10 protein-coding genes are annotated in these 20926 nt (G+C 70.3%); 6 read left to right on the top strand and 4 right to left on the bottom strand.

The features are described from left to right. Window positions 1–103 precede the first annotated feature (103 nt). The 3 genes from ABH933_RS39035 (at window position 104) to ABH933_RS39025 (ending at window position 15827) form a co-directional block, all read left to right on the top strand. On the top strand, window positions 104–13945 hold the full coding sequence (locus ABH933_RS39035) for an amino acid adenylation domain-containing protein (RefSeq protein ID WP_429419381.1): 13842 nt from the start codon (window positions 104–106) through the stop codon (window positions 13943–13945). Beyond that, window positions 13942–14934, top strand: coding sequence for an ATP-binding cassette domain-containing protein (locus ABH933_RS39030; RefSeq protein WP_429419383.1), 993 nt, complete (start codon window positions 13942–13944; stop codon window positions 14932–14934). Before ABH933_RS39035 ends, ABH933_RS39030 begins: the two co-directional genes overlap by 4 nt. A gap of 110 nt (window positions 14935–15044) precedes the next feature. Further along, window positions 15045–15827 carry an ABC transporter permease gene (locus ABH933_RS39025; RefSeq protein WP_215917351.1) on the top strand — a complete coding sequence of 261 codons (783 nt, stop codon included), beginning with the start codon at window positions 15045–15047 and terminating at the stop codon, window positions 15825–15827. 133 nt (window positions 15828–15960) lie between these two features. On the opposite strand, the gene ABH933_RS39020 is transcribed toward ABH933_RS39025, so the two are convergent. Next, on the bottom strand, window positions 15961–16296 hold the full coding sequence (locus ABH933_RS39020; RefSeq protein ID WP_215916992.1) for an RNA polymerase-binding protein RbpA: 336 nt from the start codon (window positions 16294–16296) through the stop codon (window positions 15961–15963). Between the two features lie 262 nt (window positions 16297–16558). Here ABH933_RS39020 and ABH933_RS39015 point away from each other — a divergent pair, with 262 nt between their 5' ends. Then, the gene (locus tag ABH933_RS39015; protein ID WP_429419385.1) at window positions 16559–16885 is read left to right on the top strand and encodes a hypothetical protein; all 327 of its coding nucleotides are present in this window, start codon (window positions 16559–16561) and stop codon (window positions 16883–16885) included. A 72-nt stretch (window positions 16886–16957) separates the two neighbouring features. On the opposite strand, the gene ABH933_RS39010 is transcribed toward ABH933_RS39015, so the two are convergent. Together ABH933_RS39010 and ABH933_RS39005 are read right to left on the bottom strand one after the other, a co-directional pair. Beyond that, window positions 16958–17989: a hypothetical protein gene (locus ABH933_RS39010; protein WP_429419387.1), complete on the bottom strand. Its 1032-nt coding sequence runs from the start codon at window positions 17987–17989 to the stop codon at window positions 16958–16960. 148 nt (window positions 17990–18137) lie between these two features. Then, the gene (locus ABH933_RS39005) at window positions 18138–19124 is read right to left on the bottom strand and encodes a glycosyltransferase family 9 protein (RefSeq protein WP_429419389.1); all 987 of its coding nucleotides are present in this window, start codon (window positions 19122–19124) and stop codon (window positions 18138–18140) included. 220 nt (window positions 19125–19344) lie between these two features. Between ABH933_RS39005 and ABH933_RS39000 the strand changes: the two genes are divergently transcribed. Next, entirely contained in the window at window positions 19345–19758 is a 414-nt protein-coding gene (locus ABH933_RS39000; RefSeq protein ID WP_429419391.1) for a VOC family protein, read from the top strand. A 14-nt stretch (window positions 19759–19772) separates the two neighbouring features. On the opposite strand, the gene ABH933_RS38995 is transcribed toward ABH933_RS39000, so the two are convergent. Next, window positions 19773–19997 (bottom strand): hypothetical protein, encoded by a 225-nt coding sequence (locus ABH933_RS38995; protein WP_429419393.1) that lies wholly within the window; start codon window positions 19995–19997, stop codon window positions 19773–19775. A 508-nt stretch (window positions 19998–20505) separates the two neighbouring features. Between ABH933_RS38995 and ABH933_RS38990 the strand changes: the two genes are divergently transcribed. Continuing rightward, window positions 20506–20856 (top strand): hypothetical protein, encoded by a 351-nt coding sequence (locus tag ABH933_RS38990; RefSeq protein WP_429419395.1) that lies wholly within the window; start codon window positions 20506–20508, stop codon window positions 20854–20856. The last annotated feature ends 70 nt before the right edge of the window (window positions 20857–20926 follow it).

Genomic DNA, 20926 nt, shown 5'->3' with positions numbered 1-20926 from the left:
CTCCGAATCATAGGGCGTGGATCACGTCCCACGGCTGGCGCCTGCGCGCCTGCGGTGGCGGTGCTCGGCGCGATGCGTAACCAGCGGCAGAACGGAGTGATTGATGAGTTCATTGGCCACCGATCGCGTAGACCAATGCTCTTCTGGCGAATTCTCAGCACAACCGTTCGCTCTGTCTCCCGCGCAGGTCGCCCTCTGGTATGCCCAGCGGATCCGCCCCGATGTTCCGCTCACTATTGCCCAGTACGTCGAGATACACGGTGACCTGGATGTGGGTCGCCTGCTCTACGCGATCGAGCGGTTCGGCGCCGAGGCTCAGGTCGGCCACGTGCGGATACTGGAGATCGATGGCATCCCGCACCAGGTGGTGGATCCCACCCGTCGTCCGGGCTGGGCACGGGTGGATCTGCGGCACGAGGCCGATCCCCGCGCGGCGGCACTGCGCTGGATGAACGCGCATGCCAGCAGCCCGATCGATCTCGAGCGCGACCCCCTGACGATCAATGCCGTGTTGCGCACCGGCGATCGCGACTACATCTGGTACTGCCGCGGTCATCACATCGTCATCGACGGCTACGGCGCGATGAACGCGCTCACCCGCACCGCGGAGATATATACCGCCCTGGAGAACCACACCGAACCGGTCGCCTCGCGCGCGACGCCGCTGGCCGAGATCTACGCGGGGGAGTTGAGTTACCGCGATTCCAGCCGCTTCCGCTCCGATCGGGAGTACTGGCTCGAGCAGCTGGCCGGCGTCGGGGAGGTCATGAGCCTGTCCGCCGTCGCGATGGCCGCGGGCTCCGATGCGGGCCGCACTCACGCGGCCGCGGTGCTCGGTCCCGAGGTCGAGGCTGAATTGGCCAATGCCGCAGGTGTTTTCGACACCCAGAACTCGACGCTGTTCGTGGCGGCGCTGGCCTGCTACGTCCGCGCCGTCACCGGCAACCAGGACGTGGTGCTGAGCCTGCCGGTCTCCGCGCGCACGACGGTCGCGCTGCGGCGCTCGGCGGGCGTGGTGTCCAACGTGGTGCCGATCCGGCTGCGTTTCGACGCCGCGACCACGCTGCGCGATGTGGTGAAGGCGACCGAGCTGCAGATCACCGGCGCGTTGCGGCATCAGCGCTACCGCTGCGACGACATCCGGCGCGATTGCGGGTATTCCCGGGATTCGCGCGGATTCTTCGGGCCGATGGTCAACATCATGCTGTTCCACAGCGAGCTGCACTTCGGCAGCCTCGTCGGCTCGCTCAACGTGCTGTCCACCGGTCCGGTGGAGGATCTGTCGATCAATCTCTACAACGGCGCCGGAAACCGCATCCACGTCGATTTCGAGGGCAATCCCAACCTCTACGACACGCCCGAGCTGTCCGTCCATCACGGCCGGTACGTGGACTTTCTGGCGCGGTTCCTGACCGCCGGACCGGACGCGGCCGTCGCGGCGGTGCCGGTCACCACCGACGCCGAACGCGATCTGGTGGTGCGGCGCTGGAATGCGACGTATGCCGGTCGCCGGCAGGGCACGCTCGCGGGCCTGTTCGCCGCGCGGGCCGCGGCGTCCCCGCAGGCGATCGCGCTCGAATTCGGCGACGAGACAATGACATACGCCGAGCTGTCCGAGCGTGCCAATCGCCTGGCCCGGGCGCTGATCGCGCGCGGTGCCCGACCGGATTCGGTCGTGGGGCTGGCGCTGCGTCGCGGGCTGGAGCTGCTGATCGGCATGTATGCGATCGTGCAGGCGGGCGCGGCGTACCTGCCGATCGATCCGGACCATCCCGTCGAGCGGACGGCGCACATTCTCGAGCAGGCGCGGCCCCTGTGCGTGCTGACCCTGCATGACGAGGACATCGAGCTGCCCGCCGCCACCGCGCGCATGGACATCGATACCGCCGAGCTGTCCGGCTTCGGCGGCGGCCCGATCGCCGATGCCGAGCGCCGCGCCGCGCTGCGCCCGGATCATCTGGCGTACGTGATCTTCACCTCGGGTTCCACCGGCCGCCCGAAGGGCGTCGGGGTCTCGCATGCGGCGATCGTGAACCGGCTGTGCTGGATGCAGCACGAATATCCGCTCGACGAGGGTGATGTGGTACTGCAGAAGACCCCCGCCACCTTCGACGTATCGGTGTGGGAGTTCTTCTGGCCCTTGCAGATCGGGGCCCGGCTGGTGGTCGCCGCTCCCGAGGGCCATCGCGATCCCTCCTATCTCGCCGCGGTGATCGCCGAGAAGGGCGTCACCACGGTGCATTTCGTCCCGTCGATGCTGTCGGTGTTCGTCACCGACACCGATATCCGGGGCTGCACGAGCCTGCGCCGGGTGTTCTGCAGCGGCGAGGCGCTGCCCGCCGCCACGGTGCGCGAATTCCATGCCGCCCTTGCGCATTCGACGGTGGAGTTGCACAACCTGTACGGTCCCACCGAGGCCGCGGTCGACGTCACGTCCTGGCGCTGCGCCCCGGGACAGGACACCGTGCCGATCGGCGCGCCGATCTGGAACACCCAGGTGTACGTGCTCGATGAGCGCCTATGTCCGGCCCCGCCCGGCGTGGTGGGCGAGCTGTATCTGGCGGGTGTGCAGCTGGCGCGCGGATATCTGGGCCGCGCGGGGCTGAGTGCGGACCGGTTCGTGGCCAGCCCGTTCGCGCCCGGCGCCCGCATGTACCGCACCGGAGATCTGGTCCGCTGGCGCGCATCCGCCGCCGGTGTGCTGGAATACCTGGGCCGCAGCGACTTTCAGGTGAAGATCCGAGGGTTGCGCATCGAGCTCGGCGAGATCGAGGCGGCGCTGCTGGCGCAGCCGCGCGTGGCACGGGCGGTCTGCGTCGCGCACAGCACGCACGGCGGCGATGAGCTCGTCGGATACCTGGTGGCGACCCCGGGCGCCGAGCTGGACGCCGCGGAGGTGGCCGAGGGGCTGCGCCACAGCCTGCCCGGGTATATGGTCCCCGCGCACCTGATCGTGCTCGACGAACTACCGCTGAGCCCCAACGGTAAGGTCGATCGCCGCGCCCTGCCCGCCCCCGCCACCGGTGCGTACCGTTCCGGGCAGCCGCTCACCGCGCCACGCACCGAGGTGGAACGCGGCCTGGCCGCGATCTTCACCGAGGTCCTGGGCCACACCGAGATCGGCGTGGAGGAGAGCTTCTTCGACCTGGGGGGCAACTCGTTGTCCGCGGCCAGGGCGGTCGCACGGATCAACGGCTCGCTGGGCACGGATCTGTCCATCCGGGATCTGTTCGAGTCCGCCACGGTGGCCACTCTCGCCACTCGTCTGGATTCTCGGTACGCCGTCTCCGATCAGCCCAAACTTGTTGCCGGACCGCGGCCGGACCGCATTCCGCTGTCGCTGGCACAGCAGCGGCTGTGGATCCTGAACCGGTTCGCCGAACACGCCGGCGCATACAACATGCCGCTGGGCGTCGAGCTGACCGGCACGGTGGATCCCGAGGTGCTGCGCGCCGGGCTGCTGGATGTGCTCGAGCGGCACGAGAGCTTGCGCACCACCTTCCCGGATTCGGTCGAGGGGCCGACGCAGGTGGTGCATCCGGCCGCGGAGATCCCGCTGAGCACCGATCCCATCGACGCCACCGGCGCCGATGCGATGGCGCTGGCCGCCGAGTACGCCGGATACGGTTTCGACCTGCGCACCCAGGCGCCGATCCGGGTCGCGCTGTACGCCACCGGTCCGGACAGCTATGTCTTTCTCGTTGTGCTGCACCACATCTGCGGCGACGGCTGGTCGATCGCGCTGCTGGCCCGCGACCTGATGACCGCGATTGCCGCGCGCGCCGCCGGACAGGCGCCGCGGTGGGCCCCGCTGCCGGTGCAGTACGCCGATTTCGCGCTCTGGCAGCGCGAACTGCTGGGCGACGAGGACGATCCGGCCAGCGCGCTGGGGCAGCAGCTGAGCTACTGGCGCGCTGCGCTGGCCGATCTGCCCGATCAGCTGGATCTGCCGCTGGATCGCCCGCGCCCGCTGCAGCGCGCCGCCGAGGGCGCCCGCGTGGGCTTCACGATCCCGGCCGCCACCCGTCGCGCGGTGGCCGCGCTGGCGGCCGAGCGCGGTGTGAGCACCTTCATGGTGCTGCATGCGTGCCTGGTGGTGCTGCTGTCGCGGTTGTGCAACACCACCGACATCGCGATCGGCACCCCGATCGCCGGACGGTCGGATCCGGCTCTGGACGATCTGGTCGGCATGTTCGTCAATACGCTGGTGCTGCGCACCGAGGTCGATCCGGCCGCCGGATTCGCCGCGCTGCTCGACCGGGTGCGCGAGACCGACCTGGACGCCTTCGCCAATGCCGATGTGCCGTTCGAGCGCCTGGTCGAGGCGGTCAATCCCACCCGCGACGCCGGGCGGCATCCGCTGTTCCAGGTGATGCTGTCCTACGAGAACACCCCCGAGTTGCGAATCACCCTGCCCGGCACCGAGGCTCGGGTGGCGCCGATGGACACGGGCATCGCCAAATTCGATCTGCAGCTGACCGTGCAGGAGGCCGACGACGCCACCGACGGCCCGCTGGCGGCCGAATTCGGTTACGCGACGGATGTTTTCGACGAGGCGACGGTAACGGCCATCGCGCAGCGCTTCGTGCGGCTGGTCACCGCCGCGGTGGCCGCGCCGAGCGTGCCCGTCGGCGACCTGAGCATCCTGGATGCCCGCGAGACCGGCAGGCTGGTGCCGATCACGGGGGCCCCGGGCGAACCGGCGATCACCCTCGCACGCCTGCTGACCGAGACCGCGGAGCGGCTGCCCGAGGCGGTCGCGGTGCGCTACCTCGGCCACGACACCACCTACCGCGAGCTCGACGAGGCCTCGAACCGGCTCGCGCGCGTGCTGATCGGGCACGGCGCGGGGCCCGAGGTGGTCGTCGCGGTGGCGCTGCCGCGCGGGCTGGACTCGATCACCGCGGTGTGGGCCGTCGCCAAGACCGGCGCCGCCTACGTGCCGGTGGATCCGGGCTATCCGGCCGACCGGATCGCGCACATGCTCATCGACTCCGGCGCGATGCTGGGGCTGACGGACGCGCAATCCCATGCGGCACTGCCGGATTGGCCGGGGCGCGGGGGGCGGCACCGCAAGCGCTACGTGGACTGGCTGCTGGTCGGCTCCCCGGAACTGGCCGCCGAGACCGGGCGCCGGCCGTCCATCCCGGTGACCGACGCCGACCGCCATTATCCGATGCGCGTATGCCATCCGGCCTATCTGATCTACACCTCCGGCTCGACCGGCACGCCCAAGGCCGTGGTGGTCACCCACGCCGGTCTGGCCTCGCTGGCGCACGAGCAGATGCATCTGTTCGGCGTCACCGATTCCGCACGCACGCTGCACTTCTCGTCGCCGTCCTTCGATGCCTCGGTGCTGGAGCTGCTGCTGGGCTTCGCGGCGGGCGCCACCATCGTGGTCGCCCCGGCGGGGCTTTACGGTGGCGCGGAACTGGCGCGGCTGCTGCGCACCGAGCGGGTGACCCATGCGTTCATCACCCCGGCCGCGCTGGCCACGGTGCCGCCGGAGGGCCTGGACGAGCTCGAGGCCGTTATCGTCGGCGGCGACGCGTGCCCCGAGGAACTGGTCACCACGTGGACCGCCGCGCACCGCATGCACAACATGTACGGCCCCTCGGAGGCGACCGTCGCCGCGACCGCGACCGGCCCGATGGTCGCCGGCAGCGCCGTGCCGATCGGCCTGCCGATCCGTGGTATGCGGCTGTTCGTGCTGGACGCCCGGCTGCATCCGGTACCGCCCGGGGTGCCGGGGGAGCTGTACCTCTCCGGGCCGGGGCTGGCGCGCGGTTATCTGGGCCGGCAGGGCATGACCGCACAGCGCTTCCCGGCTAACCCGCACGGCCGCCGCGGCGAAAGGATGTACCGCACGGGCGATCTCGTGGTCGCCGACTCCTCGGGGCAGCTTCGGTTCCTGGGCCGCGCGGACGATCAGGTGAAGATCCGCGGGTTCCGCATCGAACTGCGCGAGATCGACCACGTGCTGCGTGCGCAGCCGGGCGTGCGATTCGCGCTGACCGTCGTGCACACCGGCGAGCACGGAAACCAGCGCCTGGCTTCGTATCTCGCCGCCGAGGGCAAGATCGACACCGGCGCGGTGCTCGAGGCCGCTCGGCAGCAGCTGCCCGCCTACATGGTTCCGGCCGCGATCACCGTCATCGACGAGGTGCCGATGACGCCCTCAGGCAAACTGGACCGAAAGGCGCTGCCGGAGCCCGTCTTCGCGTCCGGGAGCGCCTCGCGCGCCCCGGGCACCGAACTGGAGCGGCAGGTCGCGCGGGTCTTCGGCACGGTGCTGGGGCATCCGATGCCGGGCGTGCAGGACAGCTTCTTCGAGGCCGGTGGCAACTCACTGCTGGCTACCCGGCTTACCGTGGCGCTGCACGCCGAATTCGGTGTGGACCTGCCGGTGCGCGCGATCTTCGACGCGCCGACCGTGGCCGGGGTTGCGGTACGCCTGACGGAAGCGCCCCGGACGCAGCGGGCGGCGCTGGCTGTGCACACCCCGCGTCCGGGACGCATCCCCTTGTCGCTGCCGCAGCAGCGGGTCTGGTTCCTCAACCGCTATTCTCCCGAATCCAGTGCCTACAACATCGCATTCGTGATACGAATCGACGGCGATCCGGACATCGCGGCGCTGCGGTCGGGCATCGCGGACCTCATCACGCGGCACGAGGTGTTGCGTACGATCTTCCCGGAGGATCGCAGCGGCGCCTATCAGGTCGTGCTCGATGCGCACCGGTGCATGCCGGTGCTCGAGCCTGTCGCCACCGGCGAGGAGGGCGCCGCGCTGGCGCTGCGGGACCTGGCCCGGCGCGGATTCGACCTGGCCCGTGAGATCCCCGTCCGGATGACGTTGCTGCGCACCGGCCCCGAGCGGTACGCGCTGGGCATCGTGCTGCATCACATTGCCGCGGACGGGTGGTCGCTGATCCCGCTGACCCGCGATCTCGCGGTGGCCTATGCCGCCCGTTGCGGCGGCGCCGCGCCGACCTGGGCGCCGCTGCCGGTGCAGTACGCGGATTTCAGTCTGTGGCAACGGGATTGGATCGGTCATCAGGACGATCCGGCCAGCGTCGCGGCCGCCCAGTTGCGCTTCTGGCGCGATGCCCTCGCCGATCTGCCCGAGGAACTGCCGCTGCCGTACGACCGGCCGCGGCCGGAGAATCCATCCCAGCGCGCCGGTTCGGTGCGATTCGCGGTGCCCGAGGAGGTACGGCGGCGCCTGGACGAGGCGGCCCGCGCACACGGTGTGAGCGCGTTCATGGTGCTGCGCTCGGCCCTGGCGGTGCTGCTGCGCGTGATCACCGGCGGCCGGGACGTCGTGGTGGGCACGCCGGTGGCCGGCCGCACGGACACCCAGCTCGACGAACTCGTCGGCATGTTCGTCAACACCCTGGCGCTGCGCTCGGATGTCGACCCGGACCGCGCGTTCGCCGAGCAGCTGCTGGCGGACCGGGACGGCGAGCTCGCCGCGATGGCGCACGCTGATCTGCCATTCGAGGCGGTGGTGGCAGAGGTGCACCGGCGCGAGGACGCGCGGATCCGCCCGCCGCTGCAGGTCGCGCTGACCGTGCAGGACGGGCCGGTGCCCGTGCTGCGGCTGCCGGGCCTGGCGCTGCACGCGGAGGAACTGGATATCGCGCTGGCCAAGTTCGATCTGGAACTGCGGGTCGCGCTGGGCGGGGACGTCCCGGGTGATTTCGAATTCCTTTACGCCGCCGAACTTTTCGATGAAGAAACGGTGCGGACGCTGGCCGAGCGACTGGTGCTGGTGCTGACCGCGGTCACCGCGGATCCGCGGATCCGCATTCGCGACATCGACGCCCGCACCGAATCCGAGCGGACCCGGTTGACGCCCGCGTACGGTCCGGTGCCCACCCCGCAGTGCACCCTGGCCAGCTATTTCACCGCCACCGCCCACCTGCATCCCGACCGCACCGCCGTGCGCTCGGGTGAGACCGAGCTCAGCTACGCCGAGCTGGACGAGTATTCGAACCGGTTGGCGCGCACACTCATCCGGCGCGGCCTGGGCGCGGGCGACCGCGTGGCACTGGGCCTGACGCGGTCGATCGAGTCGGTGCTGACCATGCTGGCGGTCACCAAGACCGGTGCCGCATTCGTGCCGGTCGATCCGAACTACCCGGTCGATCGAGTGCGGCACATGCTCACCGACTCCGACTGCAGGGCCGGGGTCACACTCGGTGCGCACGCGGAACGGTTGCGGCAGGCCGGAATCGGCGGTCACCACACCGACTGGATCCTGCTGGACGACGAGGACCTGCTGGCCGAGATAGAGGCGAGCGACGCCGGTACCGTCATCGACGCCGACCGGGTGCGCACGGTGTGGACCACGAATCTGGCCTACATCATCTACACCTCGGGGTCCACCGGAAAGCCGAAGGGCGTGGCCGTGACCCACGGCGGGCTGTCCAACCTCGGCGACGAGCTCCGCGACCGGATGCGGGTCGAGCGCGATTCGCGCACACTGCATTTCGCGACGCCGAGCTTCGACGCGGCGGTCCTCGATCTGCTGTTGGCCATCGGATCGGCTGCGACGATGGTCATCTGCCCGCCTGATATCTACGGCGGCGACGAGCTGGCGGCGCTGATGGAGCGGGAGCGGATCAGCCACACCTTCCTGACCACGTCGGTGCTGGCGACCATAGATCGCGACCGCTGGCCGCTGCCGCATCTGACCTCCCTGGCCGTCGGCGGCGAGGCGCTGGGCCCCGAGCTGGCGGCGCGCTGGGGCGCGGACCGGATGCTGTTCAACGTCTACGGTCCCACCGAGACGACGGTGGTCATCACCATTCCGGTCCCGCTGCGGCCGGGAGCGCCGGTGACTATCGGAACGCTCGTGCGGGGGGCGCGGGCGCTGGTGCTCGACGAGCGGCTGCGCCCGGTGCCGGTCGGGGTACCCGGCGAGCTGTACCTCGGCGGCCAGGGGGTCGCACGCGGCTACCTCGACCGCTTCGGGTTCACCGCAACGCGTTTCGTGGCCGATCCGTTCGGGTCCGAGGGCGCGCGGATCTACCGCACCGGCGACGTGGTGCGCTGGAACGATCGCGGGGAAATCGTCTACCTGGGCCGCGGCGACGACCAGGTGAAGCTGCGCGGCTTCCGGATCGAGCTGAGCGAGATCACCGAGGCGCTCACCGCGCATCCGGCGATCCGCTTCGCGCACACCGAGGTTCGGGAGATCGCCGGGGCACAGCGCATCGTGTCGTACGTGCTGCCCACCGCGGGATCGGAGGCGGGCGCCGGGGAGGGCGGATTGGACACCGCCGCGGTGCGCGCCCATGTCGCCGAACGTCTTCCGGCGCACATGGTTCCGAGCAGCCTGACCGTGCTCGATCGCATCCCGCTCACCCCGGTCGGGAAGCTGGACCGCGCGGCCCTGCCGGAGCCCGAGCCGGTGGTGACCGTGGCGCGGGCGCCGCAGACCGAGGCCGAACGACTGGTTGCGGAGGTGATGGCCGAACTGGTCGGCGCCGACACCGTGGGCGCCGCCGACAGCTTCTTCGAGATCGGCGGAAACTCGCTGCTGGCAACGCAATTGGTGGCCAGACTGGCCGCGGCCACCGGGATCCGGCTGGAGGTGCGCACGGTCTTCGCCGCGCCGACGGTCGCCGAATTGGCGGCCCGGCTCGAGGGCCGGGGCGGGGCGGCGGACGACGATGCACCGCGGCTGCAGCGCCGTCGCCGGCCGCACCGGGTGCCGCTGTCGGCGGCACAGCGCAGGCTGTGGTTCCTGAACCGGTTCAACGCATCCGGGGTCGGCGACCTCGACGGGGTGTACAACGTGCCGGTCGCGCTGCGGCTGCGCGGTGCGCTGGACATCGACGCGCTGCGCGCGGCCCTGCACGCGGTGCAGTCCCGGCACGAGACCCTGCGCACCGTCTTCGGCGAACTCGAGGGCGTGCCGTTCCAGCGGGTGCTCGAGCCGGACGCCGCGGCGATCACGCTCGGAGTCGACGACGTCCCCGAATCCGAGATCGACGAGTCGGTACGCCGCGTCGCCGCACCGGGTTTCGACCTCGCGACGACCGTCCCGCTGCGCGCCCACCTGCTGCGCATCACCGAGACCGATGGAGCAGCGGACGTACCGGGTGTCGAGGTCGTACTGTCTGCGGCTGCCGATGCCGGGCGCCGTGGTGCTTCGATGAAGTCACACGCTTCGCCGACCGCCGAGGATTCGACGGGGTCGCAGTCCGGTGCCGGGTTGTCGTCCGGGCGTGCGGTCGTTGCCTCGACTGCCAACGGTGCCGTCGGCGATGATCACGTGCTGGTGCTGGTCGTACACCACATCGCGATGGACGGCTGGTCCCTCGAGCCGCTCGCCGCGGATGTGGCCGCGGCCTACAGCGCCCACCTGGACGGACAGGCCCCGCAGTGGTCCGAGCTGCCCGTCCAGTACGCGGATTACACGCTGTGGCAGGCGGATACGCTCGGCAGCGAGGACGACCCGGACTCGACGATCAGCCGCCAGCTGGACTACTGGCGCACCGCGCTGGACGGCCTGCCGGAACTGCTGGCCGTGCCCGCGGACCGCCCGCGCCCGCCGGTGCCCAGTTACCGCGGCGGCACGGTCGAGTGCACCATCGACGCGCTGACCCACCGCGAGCTGCGGGCCCTGGCCGCGCAGCACGGTGTCACCATGTTCATGGTGCTGCACGCCGCGCTGGCCACGCTGCTGCATCGGATCACCGGCGTCGACGACATCCCGGTCGGCACGCCGATCGCCGGGCGCGGGGATCCGGCGCTGGACGGGCTGGTCGGTATGTTCGTCGGAACCCTGGTGCTGCGCAACAGGATCGATCCGGGCGCCTCGTTCGCCGAACTGGTGCGCGCGGTCCGCGAGACCGACCTGGAGGCGTTCGCGCACGCCGACGTGCCGTTCGAGCGCCTGGTCGAGGTGCTCAATCCGGCCCGCTCGCAGTCGCATCACCCGCTGTTCCAGGTGATGCTGTCGGTTCGCAACGAGCCCATCCGGGTGCTCGAGCTGCCGGACCTGCGCATCGAGGCGTGCGGCGCCGATCCGGGCATCGCGAAGTTCGACCTGCAGTTCACGATCACGGAATCATGGGCTGTATCCGAGGACGGCGATCGGGTCCCGAACGGCATCGCCGTCGCGGTGAACTACGCCCGGGACCTGTTCGACGCGCCCACCGCGGCCCGGCTGGGCAACCGCCTGGCGCGGCTGATGACCGCGGCGGCGGCGAGCCCGATCACGCCCGTGGGCGATCTGGAGTGGCTCGAGCCGGTGGAGTGGTCCTCGCTGGCGCCGGTCCGCGGCGCGAATCCGGGCCGCCCGCTGACCTTCCCGGAGGTGTTCGCCGCGGCGGTGGCCGTGAATCCGAAGGCAGTGGCGCTGCGCGGTGGCGGCACCCAGATCACCTACGACGCCCTGGACCGCTGGACCAATCGGCTGGCGCGGGTGCTGATCGGTTCCGGTGTCGGACCGGAAACACTGGTGGCACTGGGAATTCCGCGATCGGCGGAATCTGTCGCGGTGACCCTCGCCGTGGCCAAGGCGGGCGCGGCCTTCGTGCCGGTCGACCCCGGCTACCCCGACCACCGCATCACCCATATGCTGATCGATTCCGGTGCGGCCGTGGGCATTACGCTGGCGTCCTATCGCGAACGGATGCCGGACGGGGCGAATTGGACGGTGCTGGATGCGCCCTCGTTCCGGCGGCGGGTGCTGAACACCTCGGACGCGCCGATCACCCCGGACGAGCGCGTGCGCGAGCTGCGGATGGAGAATCCGGCCTACGTGATCTACACCTCCGGATCGACCGGTACCCCGAAGGGTGTGGTGGTCAGCCACGGCGGCCTGTCGAACTTCGCGGCCGAGACCGCGCAGCGCTTCGAGGTCGGGCCCGGCGCCCGCGTACTGCATTTCGCCACACCGAGTTTCGACGCGGCGATGCTGGATCTGCTGCTGGCCCTGGGCGGCGCCGGCACCCTGGTCATCACACCGCCCGGGGTGTACGGCGGGGCGGAGCTGGCGCGGGTGCTGATCGAAGAGCGCATCACCCACGCCTTCATCACCACCTCGGCCCTGGGCACGGTGGATCCGTCCGGGAACACCGACCTGCGGCACATCATGGTCGGCGGCGAGGCCCTCCCGCCCGACCTGGTGAACCGCTGGACGGCGGACGCGGCCTCGCGCAAGCTCTACAACGTATACGGCCCCACCGAGACCACCATCGTCACGATCATCTCCGAGTCCCTGTCGCCCGGCGGGCCGATCGCGATCGGCAGTCCCATCCGCGGGGTGGGCGCGGTCGCGCTGGACGCGCGCCTGCACCCCTCCCCGGTCGGGGTCACCGGTGAGCTGCACCTGGCCGGGCCGGCGCTGGCCCGAGGCTATCTGCACCGGCCCGGGCTGACCGCGCAGCGATTCGTGGCGAGCCCGTTCGGCAAGCCCGGTGAGCGGATGTACCGAACGGGCGATCTGGTGCGCTGGTGTGAGCGCGAGCGGCGGCACGAACTGGAGTACGTGGGCCGCAGCGATCACCAGGTGAAGATCCGCGGGTTCCGCATCGAGCTCGGCGAGATCGACTCCGCGCTGGCACGGCATGCGGCGGTGGAGTTCTCGTGCACGATGGGCCTGCCGACCCCCGCCGGGGCCACCGCGCTGGTGTCGTATGTGAAGCCGGTCGAGGGCACGTCCCCGACCGCCGCGGAGCTGGCCGCGCACCTGGGCGACCTGGTACCGAATTACATGGTGCCGCAGTCGATCATGCTGCTGGACCGGCTGCCCCTCACACCCGTCGGCAAGCTGGATCGGCGGTTGTTGCCGAAACCGGTGTTCGGCGCCGAGCGCGACTACCGAGCGCCGTCCACCCCGGCCGAACGCGCGCTGTGCGCGGCCTTCGCCGAGGCCCTCGGGGTCGAGCAGGTGGGTGTAGACGACGGATTCTTCGAGCTCGGCGGCAATTCGCTGCTGGCTACCAAGGTGGTGTCGCAGCTTCGTTCCGCGGGCATCGAGATGCCGGTGCAGCTGATGTTCGGCGATTCCACGCCTGCGGCCATCGCGCGGCGCCTGGATGCCGACGCGGGGGAGGCGCTGACCGCGGCGCTGGAACCGCTGCTGGCGATCCGGAAGCCGGGCGCCGGGCGGGGTGACACCCCGCCGCCGCTGTTCTGCGTCCACCCGGCGATCGGGCTGTCCTGGTGCTATGCCGGGCTGCTGGCGCAGTTGCCGGGCGATCGGCCGGTGTACGGGCTGCAGGCGCCGCACGTGACGGGCGGGGACGAGCACGGCACCCTCGTCGCCGCGGCGAAGAACTATGTGGCACAGATCAAATCGGTGCAGCCGGAGGGGCCGTACCATCTGCTGGGCTGGTCGCTGGGCGGGCTGATCGCGCACGAGATGGCGGTGCAGCTGCAGGAGGCGGGCGAGCAGGTGGCGCTGCTGGCGATGATGGACAGCTATCGCCTCTCGGACGAGTGGCTCGAGCACGCCATCCCCGGCGTCGCCGAGATCATCGGAGAGTTCGGCAGCGACCTGCTCGGCGGAGACAATGCGGTGGATCCGCGCCTGACTCTCCAGGATGCCGCGGAGCTGCTGCGCAACCGGCCCGGCCCGTTCGCGGCGCTGACGGTGGAACATCTGCAACGGCTCTACAACGGCTACGCCCACGGTGCGGTGCTCGCGCACGGCTTCCGGCCCCGCGTCTTCGACGGTGACCTGACCTTCTTCACCGCCGCCGAGGACGAGATCAACCGGGCCGACCCGACCCGCTGCGCGCAGGCGTGGGAGCCGTACGTGACCGGCGCGATCCACGATCAGAAAGTGCGCTGCAGGCACTCGGGCATGACGACGCCGGAGGCGCTGGCCGTGATCGGCCCGGTGCTGCGGGAGCGGCTGGAGACCGCCGGCGTGGCCGGGCCGAGCGGCCGGGTTCGCGTTCTCGACAGGAAGGAAGCACGGTGACGCTGGCGGTGGAGGTCGCCGGGCTGGTCAAGCAGTACGGCCGGGTCCGCGTCCTGGACGGAATCGATATGGAGATCCCGTGCGGCACGGTGATGGGGTTACTGGGCCCGAACGGCGCCGGTAAGACCACGACCGTGCGCATCGTGACCACGCTGCTGCGGCCGACCGCGGGCACGGTGCACGTGGCGGGGGTGGACGTACTGCACGATCCGGCGCGGGCGCGCACCCGCATCGGGCTGTCCGGGCAGTACGCGGCGGTCGATGCGAATCTATCCGGATTCGAGAATCTGCGGATGGTCGCGCGGCTGTTCGGGATGTCGCACCGGCAGTCCGCGGCCCGGGCGGAGGAGCTGCTCGCCGCGCTGGGGCTCGAGTACGCCGCGGGCCGGCGCGCGGGCACGTATTCCGGCGGCATGGCACGCCGGCTGGACCTGGCGGGCGCGTTGGTGGCCCGCCCCGAGGTGGTCGTATTGGACGAGCCGACAACGGGTTTGGATCCCCGCGGCCGCCTGGACATGTGGGGCGTGATCGGCGATCTGGTCGACGACGGCACCACCGTCCTGCTCACCACCCAGTACCTCGAGGAGGCCGATCTGCTCGCCGATCGGATCACGGTGATCGATCGCGGCCGGGTGATCGCCCGCGGGTCCGCCGAGGAACTGAAGACCTCCATCGGCGGCGACCGGCTGATGGTGACGCTGGCCCCCGGACAGGATCCGCAGCGGGCGAAGACGGTGCTGGCGGAGGTGGGCGTCGGCGAGCCCGCGCACGAGCCGGGGACCGAGCAGGTGTCGGTGGTGGTGGGCGACGGATCGCGCACCATGGTCGAGGCCCTGCGCCGCCTCGACGACGCCGGTCTCTGCGTGGTCGACGCCGAGGTGCACCGGCCCAGCCTCGACGACGTATTCCTGTCGCTGACCGGCAAGCCGGGCACCCCGGCCGACGCCGAACCCGTAAACGACGAAGTTGCAGAGGAGATCATGTCGTGAGTTCGGCCGAGCTTGCGCCCCCGGCGGAGTCCGCGGAGGAATCGGAGAAATCGGCTGCGGCGCCGGAGAATCCGGCTGCCCGCGGGCGGTCGATCCCGGCGCCGGTGCGGGTGTTCCGGGACAGCGCCATCGTCGCGTACCGGAATCTGCTCACCATTCTGCGGGTGCCGACCCTGCTGGTCACCGCGACGATCCAGCCGCTGATGTTCGTGTCCCTGTTCGCCTACATTTTCGGCGCCTCGCTGGGCGGGAGTCAGTACCGGGAATTCCTGCTGGCCGGAATCTTCACCCAGACGGTGGCCTTCAACGCCGCCTTCACCACCGTCGGGCTGGCCAACGATCTGCAGAAGGGCATCATCGACCGGATGCGCACCCTGCCGATGTCGCGGCTGGCGGTGTTGATGGGCCGCACGCTGTCGGATCTGGCGGTCAACGTGCTCTCGCTGGGGGTGATGGTCGCCTGCGGTTACCTGGTCGGCTGGCATATCAACGGCGGAATCGCCCGCGCGGCAATGGCTTTCGGGGTGATTCTGCTGTTCGCCTTCGCCATGTCGTGGGTCGGCGCGCTGACCGGGCTGGTCTCGCCCAGCGTGGAGGTGGCCCAGAGCGCGGGTCTGATCTGGATGTTCCCGCTGACCTTCATCTCCTCCGCCTTCATCTCCGCGGAGACCCTGCCCGGTCCGCTGCGCACCGTCGCGGAGTGGAATCCGATCACCGCGGTGTCGGCGGCGGGCCGCAAGCTGTTCCGCAACGGCGCGCCGCCGTCCTTCGGCACCCCGCACGGCTGGCCCGCCGACCACTGCGTGGAATACGCAATCCTGTGCTCGGTCGCGATCCTCGCCGTCGCGGTCCCGTTGGCGCTCATGCAGTACCGCAAGGTCGCCAGCCACTGAGAACTCGGTCCGCCCGCATCCACATCCGACCGAGCCGTATTCACCTGTGGCGGTGAATACGGCTCGGTCGTATGGGCGGCGCACGAAAAAGCCGCATTCACCCCGAGGTGAAAGCGGCTTTTCGACTGTTCGGCTACCGCCCGCGGCGGGTCTTGAGCAGCTCCAGCCGCTCGGTCAGCAGCTCCTCGAGCTCCTCCTTGGAGCGGCGCTCGAGCAGCATGTCCCAGTGTGTGCGCGGCGGCTTGACCTTCTTGGGCTCCTGGCTGGTGCCCTCGATCAGGATGCCCTCCTGACCGTTGCGGCACAGCCACGTGGGCGGGATCTCGGCATCGTCGGCGAACGGAACATCGAATTCCTCGCCGTTGTCGGTCCGGTACCGCGCCACCCGACGCGGCGCCAAATCGTGGTCCCGGTCGGTCTCGTAGCTCACCGCTCCGAGTCGGCTGCCTCGGAGTACGCGATCTGCCATGGTGTGCGGTCCTCTCTAGCCTGTCGGCAACGTCCTACTGACATGTAAACGCGCCATGTCCCGAATCGGTTCCCGGCGACGGTCAACCCCGTCATATTACTCCGGTGGCATTGATCACCGGAAATGCGTCGGCTTCGGAACAGGATTACCCAGCCGGGTGGGCGCTACGCAGGCGACCGCGAAGTGATTTTCCACGCCTCGAGCGGGGAATTCTGGCGTGCCCCGCGCGGCGCTCCCGCCGCGCCCGTTAGGGTGTCGGGTCATGTCGCGACGTGTGCTGTCGTCCTGTTCCTGGTGCGGACGGGAGATTGCCGATTCCGAGGTGGGGCGCCGCCGCCGGTATTGCCGCCAGTCCTGCCGTCAGCGGGCCTACGAGCACCGCAAGGGGCTCGAGGGCACCGGGATTCCGGACGATTCGGTGGTGCTCAGCGCGCAGGAGGCCACGGATCTGGCCGATCGCTGGTTTGCCGCGCGCTGCGCCGCCGAGGATGTGGCGACGGCCGTCGCCGAGGGGGCGGACCAGGCCGAGCTGGTCGAGCTCACGACCACCCTCGTCCGGCTGACCAAGGACGCCGAGCGCCTCCGGTGACGGATCGTGCCGCCGATGCGGGTGCACCGGCGGCACGAGGGGCGGCGATCGCCGCAATGCCCGAGCGTCACCTCATGCCGAGCGGGTAGCGGCCGGCCGCAGGTGCGCGAGAGCAGGATCGGATGCGATCGCGGGGCTTCCGGCCGACCGCCGCGCGGTGAGCACGACCGCCGCCGCGCTGACCGCGCTGACCGTCACCAGACCCGCGAGGGCAAGCAGCGTCCGCGCATCCGGATGAATCAGCGGCTGGGCCCTCAGCGCCTGCCACAGCAGCAGCGCGACCAGCCCCGCGTACCCGAGGGCCAGGGTGCCGATCAGCCGGGCGCGCACCCGTTCGGTAAGCCACGGATGGCGGCGCGCCACCGCGCCGAGTGCGAGGGCGGTCACGATCAGCACCTGTATTCCGTGCAGGCCGACGAAGTGCGGGATGCGCAGATCTCCGCCGATCGTGCTCCAGTGGACGACCGGCATGTCGCCGACGCCGTCGCGGGTGGCGGCGGGGTGGTGCAGCACGGTGTGTCCGGCCACGAGCGGAACCACGTGCCCCGCGGCGTCGCACTCGGTCTGGCCGCCGGTGAATCCCATCAGATACCCCAGCGCCATTCCGAGGACGGCGATCGCCAGCCCGGCGTGAATCGCCCTGGCGGTGGGGCGATCCGTGATCCGCTGCCACGAAAGGATCAGGGCGATACCGAGATTCGCCAGGAACAGCCCGGGAACGCCGGAGGTGAAGACGATCTGGCCGATCGAGTTCACCGGGTCGGCCTCGTGGCTGAAGTGGCTGTACGTGCCGCGTGCGGCCTGCAGCACGATGAAGCCGACATCGACGAACGCGGTGGCGGCGAACGCGCAGCCCAGCCACCAGGTGATGCGGGATCCCTTGTGCGGGAACGACAACAGCCATGCGAGCGTGAGAGTGTAGAGGGCGAAGGCCAGCCCGAACTTCGCCGGTTTGAGCCAGACGGATTCGTGCTCGAGCTGTCGATGGTCGACGAGCGCTGCGAAGAGGCAGCACAGCACGAGTGCGGCCATCGCGCCGGCGGTGACGAGCAGCGGCCGATGCATGCGCCGCACGGTGGTGGTGGGGACGGCGGTTGTGGTCATGGGCCGACGCTATGGCCGGGCGGTCGGCCCGCACGTCCCCCTCGGGTGGGGTCCGCACGTAATACTCTGGTACTAAGGGTGTTTCGATGGTGCTATGCCGCACCACATGCCGGTCTCCGGGGCGCCGCGCGGTTTCGGGGCGGCGGGGTCAACCGACGCGACGATACGTGGTGCGCCGGCCGTTGATGCCGGTGCCCGGCCAGGACCGCTTGCGTAGCTGCCGGTCGATCGCCTCGACGACCTCGGGCACCGTGATCTCGAGCAGGCCGGGATCGGGGGAGTCCCCGTCGTGATCGCCGGTGTGGCCCGCCCACAGCACCACGTGCCTGCCCAGCAGATGCGGCGGCGGCCCGGTGCGGCTGGGCGAGGTGGGCCCGAACAGCAGCACCGTGCGGGTGCCGAAGGCGGTGGCCAGATGGGCGACCCCGGTGTCGCCGCACACCACCAGCGCTGCCTCGGCCACGGTAGCGGAGAGTTCGATGAGATTCTGCTGCCCGGCCAGCACCTGCCCCAGGGCCAGCCCGGCGCGCGCGGCGATGGACAGCGCGGTATCGCGTTCGAATTCGTCGGCGGTCAGTACCACCTCCCGGCCCTGCACCAGCAGATGCCGTACCACCGCGGCGAACCGCTCGGGCGGCCAGCGCCGCGCTGCCGCGCCCGCGCCGATGTGCACCACGACACAGTCGCGGTGGTAGGTGGTCGCGACCGGCGGCACCAGGCCGAGGTTGCGGCTGTCGGCGCTGATCCCGGCCGACTCGAGCAGATGGCACCAGCGCTCGACCTCGTGCATATCGGACTGCCACTTGGGGCCTTCCAGGTCCGGGAATGCCGGATTGCGATAGGTGAGGATGCGGGTGGGTTGGGTCTTGGCCAGCTCGACGATGCCCTCGGCCCCGGATCCGTGCAGGTTGACCGCGAGTGCGGGCGGCTCGCCGTCCCAGCGCATGCTCTCCGGATCCGCGGCCGGCACCATGTCGTCGACTGAGGTGATCAGGTCGACGATCGGCTTGAGCCGGTGTGGAGCCGCCAGCACGATGTGGTCGTGTGGCCTGGCTCGGCGTAGCGCGCGAAGTGCCGGGACCGCGGTGAGTAGGTCACCCAGTCCACGTGCGCGCAGCACGAGTACAACCGCCACCCTCTTCTCCTAGCCGTCCAACCAGACATCCGCCCAACCCGCCCCCGCACAAGCTTCAGCATCGCACGGACGAAGAGAGCCACTTCGCGATGGTTACCCGGGGTGCAATACCGCGAAACGCATATTCGAGCCGATATCGGTCCGGGCGGAGCGGTCGGGGATTAGCCTGCAGGGGCGACTGCTCGACGTCCCCTTGCGACCCGACTCGAGGAGGATTCCCATGGCTTCACGTCTCAACCCTTATATCAACTTCGCGGACACGGCCCGCCCGGCGATGGAGTTCTATCGGGAGGTGTTCGGCGGCACCCTGACCCTGTCCACCTTCGGCGACTTCGGCGACAAGCAGGCCCCGGGCGCGGAACTGATCATGCACGGCATGCTGGAGACCTCGGACGGGTTCACGCTGATGGCCGCGGACACCCCGCCGGGCATGGAGTACCGACCGGGCAGCAGCATCACCATCAGCCTCAGCGGCGACGACGCCGGTGCGTTGCGCGGCTGGTGGGACCGCCTCGCCGCGGGCGGGACGGTGAGCCTGCCGCTGGAGAAGCAGATGTGGGGCGACGAATTCGGGATGTGCCAGGACAAGTTCGGCATCGGCTGGATGGTGAACATCGCCGCCGCGAGCGAGTAGGCCCGGCGCCCGGTTCAGTTCGGGTGCGCCGGAACGGAGGCCGGGGCCGGGGTGGCCGACGGCGCGGCCGGGGCCAGGCGCAGGCGGTGGCGGAGGTGTTCGCCGCGGTGGATCCAGCCCTCGTGGTCCTGCCAGAACGGGTGGTTCGCGTTGACGTCGTGGTGGGCATGGTGCCCGCCGTCACCGCCGGAGAACGCGGTGCCCGCCGCGAACCCGATGCCGCCGATCAACAGCGCCACCACCACCGCGGTGGCGATGCGTAACGGCAGTGAGTGGCGCCGTCGTGCCCCGAGTCGCGCGCGACGGGATATGCCCCGCGCCGATCCGGATGACTCGGCCGCCGTATTCGCCGCAGCCGGGGGTGGGGGGATAGGGGCCGCACCCACGGGCTCCGGCGGAGCGGGCCAAGGGCTGGGTGGTGTCGGTGACTCGGTCGGCTCGTGCAACTGCGCCGTTGCCGCGTCCGGGTGCGGAGCCGCGGGGATTGGGGTCGCGGCACCCGGCGCTGCGGGCCCCCCGGAGGGAGGGATGTCCGGCGCCGGGCCACCGTGCTCGGCGCTGTCCTCGTGTGTCATCTGCCTGCCTCGGTTGTCCGGAAAACTTCCGACTTCGCGACCGGATGCTACGAGCTCAGCGTGGGATCGATCTGCGTATCGGGTGTGCATCTCCTGTGTGTCCGGATGTCGCCGGACATTTCTACTACCGTGTGTCGTTGACGATGCCCGTGATGAAGTACGCTCTGCAGATATGACATTCGTCTTCAACCTGGTGCTCGTCACGCACCTGCTGGGCCTGGCGGCGATCATCGGCGGATACGCCGCCTCGCGGTCGCAGGTGTCCGAGGTCATGGTGTGGGGCGCGCGGGCGCAGATCGTCACCGGGCTGGTGCTGGTCGGCATGGCCGACGGCATCCATTCGCTGGACAAGCACCTGGACGTGGCGAAGATCATCGTCAAGCTCGCGATCGCGGTCGTGGTCGCCGGGCTGGCCGAGGTCGCGCGCGCGGATGCCAAGCGGGGCAAGACGATTGCGTGGATGCCGCACGCCGCGGGCTGGCTGGCGATCGCGAACGTGTGCGTCGCGGTGCTCTGGACCTGACCCGAGTCCTGGCCGGAGGCCGAGCGACCAACCCGGCGTTCGCGCGTTGACAGCCGGACTGTTGGCGCTC

It is taken from the genome of Nocardia sp. GP40 (assembly GCF_050434125.1).
GTDB classification, from domain to species: Bacteria; Actinomycetota; Actinomycetes; order Mycobacteriales; family Mycobacteriaceae; genus Nocardia; species Nocardia albiluteola.
The sequence above is the reverse complement of the archived record's forward strand: the minus strand, read 5'-3'. Positions and strand labels throughout refer to the sequence as shown.

Bases quoted from the DNA above. Each gene is read 5' to 3' on its own strand.
- ABH933_RS39035 (WP_429419381.1), top strand. From the start codon at position 104: ATGAGTTCATTGGCCACCGATCGCGTAGACCAATGCTCTTCTGGCGAA.
- ABH933_RS39020 (WP_215916992.1), bottom strand. From the start codon at position 16,296: ATGGCAGATCGCGTACTCCGAGGCAGCCGACTCGGAGCGGTGAGCTAC.
- ABH933_RS39015 (WP_429419385.1), top strand. From the start codon at position 16,559: ATGTCGCGACGTGTGCTGTCGTCCTGTTCCTGGTGCGGACGGGAGATT.
- ABH933_RS39010 (WP_429419387.1), bottom strand. From the start codon at position 17,989: ATGACCACAACCGCCGTCCCCACCACCACCGTGCGGCGCATGCATCGG.
- ABH933_RS39000 (WP_429419391.1), top strand. From the start codon at position 19,345: ATGGCTTCACGTCTCAACCCTTATATCAACTTCGCGGACACGGCCCGC.
- ABH933_RS38990 (WP_429419395.1), top strand. From the start codon at position 20,506: ATGACATTCGTCTTCAACCTGGTGCTCGTCACGCACCTGCTGGGCCTG.